The sequence below is a fragment of the Ameyamaea chiangmaiensis genome (genome assembly GCF_013376175.1).
Taxonomy (GTDB): Bacteria; Pseudomonadota; Alphaproteobacteria; order Acetobacterales; family Acetobacteraceae; genus Ameyamaea; species Ameyamaea chiangmaiensis.
The window spans coordinates 1-8,184 of the sequence record NZ_JABXXR010000125.1; the positions used below are offsets into that span (position 1 = coordinate 1).

An 8,184-nucleotide genomic window follows, 5' to 3' on the forward strand; every position below is an offset into this window, starting at 1 on the left:
CGCTGCTGGCGCTCGATCTCGACCCGGCCTTGCCCGCCATGCGGGCCCATGGCGTGCCGGAGCTGGCGGCCGTGCTGCGCGGCGAGCGTTCCCTGCCCGATGCCGCGGCAGCGGCCATCGCCGCGACCGGACGCTACACCAAGCGACAGGCGACCTGGTTTGCCCATCACCCGTTGGCGGCCCCCTCGGCGACGATGCTTCTACCCCATCGTTTCGACCTCAACGCGCAACAATCGGAAAGGTCAGGCGGCAAAATCGTTTCTTTTGTTATAAAACAGATTGACGCCGCGCTGGCACCCGCGTAAACCGCCCCGACGATCCGCCCGAGGACCGAACGCGCCCCATACCGGGGGCGTGGAAGCAGCCGCTTCAGCCCGGGAGGGGGAGCAAGGGACCATGAACGCCACCAACCCGATCGCGACAGACGCCACCCGGACCCTCGAACACAATGGATCGCAGGACCACCATGTCCTCTCCGGCGCCGAGGTACTCCTGCGCGTCCTCGAGGACGAGGGTGTGGAGGTCGTGTTCGGCTATCCCGGCGGCGCGGTGCTGCCGATCTATGACGCGTTGTTCAAGCGCGATAAGATCCGCCACATCCTGGTCCGCCACGAACAGGCCGCCGTGCATGCGGCCGAGGCCTACGCCCGCTCCACCGGCAAGACCGGTGTGGTGCTGGTCACCAGCGGCCCGGGTGCGACCAACGCCGTGACCGGCCTGGTCGACGCCCTGATGGATTCGATTCCCGTGGTGTGCTTCGCCGGGCAGGTGCCGGTGCCGCTGATCGGCAACGATGCCTTCCAGGAGGCTGACACCACCGGCATCACCCGCCCGGCGACCAAGCACAATTACCTCGTGCGGCGTCCGGCCGATCTGGCCGCGACCGTGCGTGAGGCATTCCTGATCGCCCGTACCGGCCGTCCGGGCCCGGTGCTGGTCGATCTGCCGAAGAACATCACGGCGGGCGAAGCCCCCTACACCAGCGGACAGGCGCCTCTGCACCGGTCGTACCGCCCGCAGGTAGAGCCCGACCGCGCCGCCGTGCGCCGGGCCGTCGAGGCGATGAAGCAGGCGCGCCGTCCGTTGTTCTACACCGGTGGCGGCATCATCAATTCAGGCCCGCAGGCGTCGGACGCGCTGCGCCGTCTGGCGGGAATGACCGGTTTTCCCGTGACCTCGACCCTGATGGGGCTGGGCGCGTTCCCGACCACGGACCGCCAGTTCCTGGGCATGCTGGGCATGCACGGCACGTACGAGGCCAATCTGGCCACGCACGGCTGCGACGTGCTGATCGCGCTGGGCTCGCGCTTCGACGACCGGGTGACGGGGCGTGTGGACGCGTTCTCGCCCGACTCGTTCAAGATCCACGCCGACATCGATCCGTCGCAGATCAACAAGATCATCCGCGTCGACGTGCCGGTGGTGGGCGATGTCGGCCGGACCATCGCGATGATGATCGAGGAATGGAACGCCGACGACAGCCGACCCGAGGCCGAGGACCTGCGCCACTGGTGGGCGCAGATCGACGGCTGGCGCGGCCTCGACAGTCTCGGCTTCACGCAGGACACGGCCCCCTCGGCCATCATCCGCCCGCAGCATGCGGTGCGCCGCCTGTATGAAATGGCCATGGCCACGGGGCGCGACACGTTCGTCTCGACCGAGGTCGGCCAGCACCAGATGTGGGCCGCCCAGCATTTCCAGTTCGACAAGCCGAACCGGTGGCTGACATCGGGCGGTCTGGGCACGATGGGCTATGGCCTACCGGCGGCGGTCGGCGCACAGGTCGCCAATCCCGACGCGCTGGTGATCGATATCGCGGGCGAGGCCTCGACCCTGATGAACATTCAGGAACTGGGCACGATCGCGCAGTATCGCCTGCCGGTGAAGATCTTCATCCTGAACAACCAGTACATGGGCATGGTACGCCAGTGGCAGGAACTGCTGCACGGATCGCGCTATTCGGAAAGCTACAGCTCCGCGCTGCCGGATTTCGTCAAGCTGGCCGAGAGCTTTCATGCGAAGGGCCTGCGCGCGACCAACATGGGCGAACTTGATGGCGTGATCGCCGAGATGCTGGCCCATGAGGGTGCGGTCCTGGCCGATATCTGCGTGGCGCAGGGCGAGAACTGCTATCCGATGATCCCGTCGGGGGCGGCGCACAACCAGATGATTCTGGGCCCCGAACAGGACGGCAAGCCCGCCGAGATCACCGGCGCGGGCCGGATGCTCGTCTAGGGCAGCACGCGTCGGGCTTTTCCCTCTTGTCTCGCAGGCGAACCGGGTTCACAGAACGAACGCGGTTCGCCACGGCGTCCCCCAAAGCAGGAACGAAACATCATGACCACCCCTGAGGAGACCCAGGTCTCCGCGGTGATCTCCCTTCTGGTTGAGAACGAGAGCGGCGTGCTGGCCCGTGTGATCGGGTTGTTTTCAGGCCGTGGCTACAACATCGAGAGCCTGACCGTGGCCCCGGTCGAGGACCTGCGGCACCGCTCGCGCATCAACATCGTGACCTCCGGCACGCAGATGGTCATCGACCAGATCAAGGCGCAGTTGTCGCGTCTGGTGCCGGTGTATCGCGTGGTCAACCTGACCGAGGCCGGACCGCATGTCGCGCGCGAGATGGCGCTCGTGAAGGTCGTCTCGACCGGCGAACACCGCACCGAGGCCCTGCGCATCGCCGAGGCGTTTCGCGCCCGCGCGGTCGATACCACGGCCCAGTCCTTCGTCTTCGAGCTGACCGGCGCGACCGAAAAGCTCGACAGTTTCATCGATCTGATGCGCCCGCTGGGGCTGGTGGAGGTGTCGCGCACAGGCGTCGCCGCCATCGCCCGCGGCCCGCAGACGATCTGATCCCCCCCCCGTCAAAGGAGAATTACCATGCGCGTGTATTACGACCGCGATGCCGACGTGAACCTGATCAAGAGCAAGAAGGTCGCGATCATCGGCTACGGCAGCCAGGGCCACGCCCACGCCAACAACCTCAAGGACAGCGGCGTCCCCGACATCGTGATCGGCCTGCGTCCGGAGTCGTCGGCCGTTGCCAAGGCTGAAGCCGCCGGCTTCAAGGTCATGAGCCCCGCCGACGCCGCCGCCTGGGCTGACGTGGTCATGATCCTGACCCCCGATGAGGGCCAGGGCGACCTGTACAAGGACCATCTGGAAAAGAACCTGAAGGAAGGCGCTGCGATTGCCTTCGCCCACGGTCTCGCCATCCATTTCCGCATCATCGAAGCGCGTCCGGACCTCGACGTGTTCCTGATCGCACCCAAGGGCCCGGGCCACACGGTGCGTTCGGAGTACCAGCGTGGCGGCGGCGTGCCGTCGCTGGTCGCCGTCGCGCAGAACGCGTCGGGCAACGCGCTGGAAATCGCGCTGTCCTATGCGTCGGCCAACGGTGGCGGTCGCGCGGGCATCATCGAGACGACGTTCAAGGAAGAGGTCGAAACCGACCTGTTCGGCGAGCAGGTCGTGCTGTGCGGTGGTCTGGTCGACCTGATCCGTGCGGGCTTCGAGACACTGGTCGAGGCGGGCTATGCCCCTGAGATGGCCTATTTCGAGTGCCTGCACGAGACCAAGCTGATCGTCGACCTGCTGTATGAAGGCGGCATCGCGAACATGAACTACTCCATCTCCAACACGGCGGAGTATGGCGAGTACGTGACCGGCCCGCGCATCATCACGCCGGAGACCAAGGCGGAGATGAAGCGCGTTCTCACCGACATCCAGGACGGCACGTTCGTGCGCAACTTCATCCTGGAGAACAAGTCCGGCAATGTCGGCTTCAAGGCCATCCGCGCGCGCAACGATGCCCACCAGATCGAGGCCGTCGGCCAGAAGCTGCGCGACATGATGCCGTGGATCGCAAAGAACAAGCTGGTGGACAAGACCAAGAACTGATCCTTATTTATCAAGGACTTTTCGAAAAACCCCTCCGCGACCCGGTCGCGGAGGGGTTTTTTATTGGCGGGGCGTCAGCCGCGTGCCGTCATGACGGAGGTCGCGTCACTCAGGCCGTCCCGGCGGCGATGTCGGGCGAAAAATGCGCCTCCAGATGCTGTTCGAGCCGTTCGAGCGACATCCCCCGGGTTTCGGGCAGAACCTTGGCCACGAACATCAGGGACAGCACGTTGATCGCGGCGAACACGAAGAACGTGTAGGCACCGATCCAGTGCAGCACGACCGGAAACAGAAAGGCGACGGTGGCATTGCACAGCCACTGCGCCGCGACCGAGAGCCCGGTCAACACACCCCGCGCGCGCACGGGAAACAACTCGGACATCAAAAGCCAGTAAAGCGGTGACACCATCATCTGGATAAATAGCAGCGCGAGCAGGATGAACCCCAGCGCGGCCACGCTCTGCACCGGAGAACCGTCGAGCAGCAGCAGTGTAACCCCCAGACCGACATGCGCGAAGACAACACCGCCGAGACCGCCCAGCAGCGTAAACCGACGCGGGAACCGGCCGATCATCCAGATCCCGAAGAACGTCGCGATCACGGCGACCACGCCCGCGCTGATCGTGGCGACAAGTGCCGCTTCGGTGCCCAGGCCCGTGCGGGTCAGAATGATGGGCGTGAAATACATGAAGGCATTCACGCCCGTAAACTGCGCGGCAAACCCAAGGCCGATGCCCAGCATCAGCAGACGACGTATCCACGGCTCGCGCAGCGCCTCCCCCCAGCCCAGCTGATCGGCTTCCTTGCTGACCTGCGCATCGATCTCCACCATCTCTTTACGGACCTGCCGGTCGGTCGATCGGATCAGTTCGAGTACGCGCCTGGCGTCGTCCGTGCGACCGCGACTTGCCAGCCAGCGCGGCGAGCGCGGGACGAAGAACAGGCCACCCCCGAGTAAGATCGCCGGAACGGCGGCGATCAGCAGCATCGTGCGCCATATCCCGGGCACGCCGAAAAATTTCGCAAGCACGGCGCTGAGCACGTAGGCGGCGAGCTGCCCGGTCACGATCATCATCTCGTTCTGGCTGACCAACTGGCCCCGGCGGCTGGGAGGCGCCATTTCCGAAATGAACATCGGCACCAGCGCCGAGGCACCGCCCACGGCGAAGCCAAGGACCCCACGCATCAAAATCATGACCGGGATCGACGGGGCCTGCGACGTTCCGATCGCGCCGATCATGAACACCACCGACAGGCCGATCAGGCTGTCGCGGCGGCCGACGCGATCGGCCACGATCCCACACGCCAGAGATCCGAACGCGGCGCCCAGAACCAGCGCGGATGTCACCAGCCCCTCGGTCAGCGGGGTCAGCCCTAGACCACCTTGCGCCAGGGGATTCTGCATGAATGGCAGGGCGCCGGCGATCACGCCCGTGTCGTATCCGAAGGCAAGCGCCCCCATCGTGACGACCATCACGATGTTCCGGACCAGTTTCTGTGCGTCGGTAAGTTTTTTCATGCGTGCATCCACAGTTCTTCGACTGGTTCTTCTGGACGAAGCAGGCGACAGGCACCCCGCGTCCAGAGCAACAAGGCCTATAAAACACGCGCGGCCTGACACAGTTTTCCCGAGAAGGCAGGCAGAAGGAATTTTATTGGCCGGCCCCCGCTTCTCTTGGGTATGGGGCCGCCGACTGTGTCGGATCGTCATGTACTATTCATCGCCTCTTCAGGCACCAACGCCCTCGATCGCAATAATGCTGTCGATGCACCGGCGAATCTTCTGCTGGAGAGCCGGACAACCGGCGCATGCCCCCGACGGGCACCGCGCCTTACCGTGGCCGGCGTCACCGCCCTACCGTTGCGGTCCGAGAACATGCGTTGCAGTGCCCGGCCTGCGACCGCATACTGGGCGCCTTCGTGGAGACACAGGGACACATCATGGCCGATACGCTGATTTTCTGGAGCAAGCTGGACCTTCCCGAGCCGTGGGAGAAAGCTCTTAATGCGTCGCTGCCCGATCTGGTGTTCGTGCGGGAGGAGGACGATTTCGATCCGGCTGACGTGCATTACGCGCTGGTATGGGCGCCGCCGCAGGGGTTTTTCGCACGCTTTCCCAATCTCAGACTGATCATCAATCTGGGTGCCGGCGTGGACGCCATGGCCGCCCGTGACGATCTGCCGCCCGGCGTGCCCGTCACGCGCCTGCACGACCCGCTGATGACGCGCATGATGGGCAGCTTCGTCCTGCACGCCGCCCTGCGCATCGCGCGTGACATTCCGGCCTTCGAGGCCGCGCAGCGCCGGGGCGAATGGCATTATATCGAGCCGCGTCCGCTGGAGACGATCCGGCTGGGCATGATGGGGCTGGGCGAGCTGGGGCTGAACGCCGCCAACGAATGCCTGCGTCAGGGGTTCACCGTGCGCGGCTGGTCACGCTCGCCCAAGACCGCGCCGGGGATCGAGACGTTTGCCGGCATCGAGGCGCTCCCGGAATTCCTGTCGGGATGCGATATCCTGGTGATGCTGCTGCCCAAGACGCCCGAGACGATCGGCCTGATGTCGGCCGAGCGGCTGGCGATGCTGCCGGAGGGCGCGGGGTTCATCAACGTCGCGCGCGGCCCGATCGTCGACCAGGACGCGCTGGTCGAGGCGTTGCGCACGCGGCGCATCGGCCAGGCCGTGCTCGACGTGTTCGTCGAGGAGCCCCTGCCGGCCGGCGACCCGCTCTGGTCGCTCGACAACGTGCTGATCACGCCGCATGTGGCGTCGGTCGCCCTGCCGGGGTCCGCGGCACCGCAGATTGCCGACAACATCGTCCATCTGCGCAAGGGCGAGCCCGTTGAAGGGGCGGTCGATCTGTCACGCGGCTACTGATGCGCCGGCTGGGTCGGGCCGTTCTGGCCCTGCTGGTGGCCATCGCGGCCCCCACCGTCGCATGGGCCGGTCCCGGGTTCGACCTGGTGGTGCTGGGCGCGCGCGGCGGGATCGAGGACGGCAATCTCAGCACCTATCTGGTGCGCCCGCACGGGGCGGGACGCTATGTGGCCTGCGACGCGGGAACGGTGGTCGCGGGCCTGCGCGCGGCGGACGACGCGCACGCGTTCGATGACCTGCCTCTGCCCGCCTCCCCACAGAGCGCGCGCATCGGTGCGGTGCTGCACGACTGGATCGCCGGGTATCTGATCAGCCACGCGCATCTGGATCACGTAGCAGGGTTGGTCATCGCCTCGCCGGACGATCGGGGCAAGACGATCCACGCCCTGCCATCCGTCATCGGCGTGATGCAGCGCGACCTGTTCAATAATGCCCTGTGGCCCAATCTGGCCGACGGCGGCCCGGCTCCGGCGATCGGGCTGTACCACTACGATACCCTGTCCCCGGGCGTGAGCGTGCCCGTGATGGGGACAGGTTTGCGCGTCACGCCATTTCCGCTGGAGCATGGCGGCGTCGAGTCAACCGCGTTCGTGTTGCAGGCTGACGCCGACGCGCTGCTCTATCTCGGGGACACGGGCGCGGACCGCGTGCAGGGTTCCCATCGGCTGCGAGCATTGTGGCATGCGGTGGCCCCGCTGGTTCGCCAGCACCGGTTGCGCGGGATCATCATCGAAGCGTCCTACGACAATGCACGATCGACGAACCAACTGTATGGCCATCTGACGCCCGCGCTGATGCTCGCGTCCCTCGGCGATCTGGCGCTGGCGGCCGGTGGTCCGGCCTCGCTGCGTGGTCTGCCGGTGGTGGTCGCGCATGTAAAATACGCACTGACGGACGGAGAAGCCCCGACACGCCGCATCCTGAGCGAACTGGAACAGAGCAATACGCTCGGCCTGCGCTTCATCATGCCCGAGCAGGGCATGCGCATACGGTTCTGACCCCCGACGCCGTCACACCGCCCCCGAGCCGGTGTCGAGCACCACGCGACCGGTGAGCCCCCCGGCCCGCACGCGCGCCAGCGCGTCGTCGAACGCATCGAGCGGCACGATGTCGGCGATATCGAAGCGCAACACGCCCCGCGCCATCAACGCCACGGCCTCGTGCAAATCTTCCAGACTGGCCCCGACCGAGCCACGCACCGTGATCTCGCGCACGATCAGGTCCACCGGGTGGATGTCATAGGTCTGCTCGGTATAGCCCAGCAGGATCAGCCGCCCGCGCCGGCGCAGCATACCGGTCGCCGCCACCAGCGCCGCCCGCGTGCCGATCAGGTCGAACACCACATCCGCCCCCTCGCCCGTCAGCGCGACGATCGCCGCCGCCAGATCGGGTGTCGCATCAGGATCG

At 66.1% G+C, this 8,184-nt stretch carries 7 protein-coding genes and 1 pseudogene; 6 read left to right on the top strand and 2 right to left on the bottom strand.

What is annotated here, in order from left to right:
• From HUK82_RS12685 to ilvC, 4 genes and pseudogenes are all read left to right on the top strand, one after another.
• A pseudogene (locus tag HUK82_RS12685) lies at positions 1-305 on the top strand (tRNA (adenosine(37)-N6)-dimethylallyltransferase MiaA); the annotation flags it as partial.
• Between the two features lie 91 nt (positions 306-396).
• The gene (gene ilvB, locus HUK82_RS12690) at positions 397-2,235 is read left to right on the top strand and encodes a biosynthetic-type acetolactate synthase large subunit (protein ID WP_176614315.1); all 1,839 of its coding nucleotides are present in this window, start codon (positions 397-399) and stop codon (positions 2,233-2,235) included.
• 102 nt (positions 2,236-2,337) lie between these two features.
• Positions 2,338-2,853 carry an acetolactate synthase small subunit gene (gene ilvN / locus HUK82_RS12695; RefSeq protein WP_176614316.1) on the top strand — a complete coding sequence of 172 codons (516 nt, stop codon included), beginning with the start codon at positions 2,338-2,340 and terminating at the stop codon, positions 2,851-2,853.
• A 27-nt stretch (positions 2,854-2,880) separates the two neighbouring features.
• Positions 2,881-3,900, top strand: a complete 1,020-nt coding sequence (gene ilvC / locus HUK82_RS12700; RefSeq protein ID WP_176614317.1) for a ketol-acid reductoisomerase — start codon at positions 2,881-2,883, stop codon at positions 3,898-3,900.
• A gap of 109 nt (positions 3,901-4,009) precedes the next feature.
• Here ilvC and HUK82_RS12705 read toward each other — a convergent pair whose 3' ends face one another.
• On the bottom strand, positions 4,010-5,419 hold the full coding sequence (locus HUK82_RS12705) for a sugar porter family MFS transporter (protein WP_176614318.1): 1,410 nt from the start codon (positions 5,417-5,419) through the stop codon (positions 4,010-4,012).
• Between the two features lie 290 nt (positions 5,420-5,709).
• Between HUK82_RS12705 and HUK82_RS12710 the strand changes: the two genes are divergently transcribed.
• The gene (locus tag HUK82_RS12710) at positions 5,710-6,777 is read left to right on the top strand and encodes a 2-hydroxyacid dehydrogenase (RefSeq protein ID WP_256127028.1); all 1,068 of its coding nucleotides are present in this window, start codon (positions 5,710-5,712) and stop codon (positions 6,775-6,777) included.
• Positions 6,777-7,775, top strand: a complete 999-nt coding sequence (locus HUK82_RS12715; protein ID WP_176614319.1) for an MBL fold metallo-hydrolase — start codon at positions 6,777-6,779, stop codon at positions 7,773-7,775. The genes HUK82_RS12710 and HUK82_RS12715 overlap by 1 nt, the downstream gene beginning before the upstream one ends.
• 12 nt (positions 7,776-7,787) lie before the next feature.
• On the opposite strand, the gene HUK82_RS12720 is transcribed toward HUK82_RS12715, so the two are convergent.
• A partial coding sequence (locus HUK82_RS12720) for a zinc-binding dehydrogenase (protein ID WP_176614320.1) occupies positions 7,788-8,184 on the bottom strand: 397 nt, incomplete at its 5' end.

Excerpts from the sequence above, each read along its gene's own strand:
- HUK82_RS12705 (WP_176614318.1), bottom strand. The coding sequence starts at position 5,419 with ATGAAAAAACTTACCGACGCACAGAAACTGGTCCGGAACATCGTGATG.
- ilvC (WP_176614317.1), top strand. The coding sequence starts at position 2,881 with ATGCGCGTGTATTACGACCGCGATGCCGACGTGAACCTGATCAAGAGC.
- ilvN (WP_176614316.1), top strand. The coding sequence starts at position 2,338 with ATGACCACCCCTGAGGAGACCCAGGTCTCCGCGGTGATCTCCCTTCTG.
- ilvB (WP_176614315.1), top strand. The coding sequence starts at position 397 with ATGAACGCCACCAACCCGATCGCGACAGACGCCACCCGGACCCTCGAA.
- HUK82_RS12710 (WP_256127028.1), top strand. The coding sequence starts at position 5,710 with ATGCCCCCGACGGGCACCGCGCCTTACCGTGGCCGGCGTCACCGCCCT.
- HUK82_RS12715 (WP_176614319.1), top strand. The coding sequence starts at position 6,777 with ATGCGCCGGCTGGGTCGGGCCGTTCTGGCCCTGCTGGTGGCCATCGCG.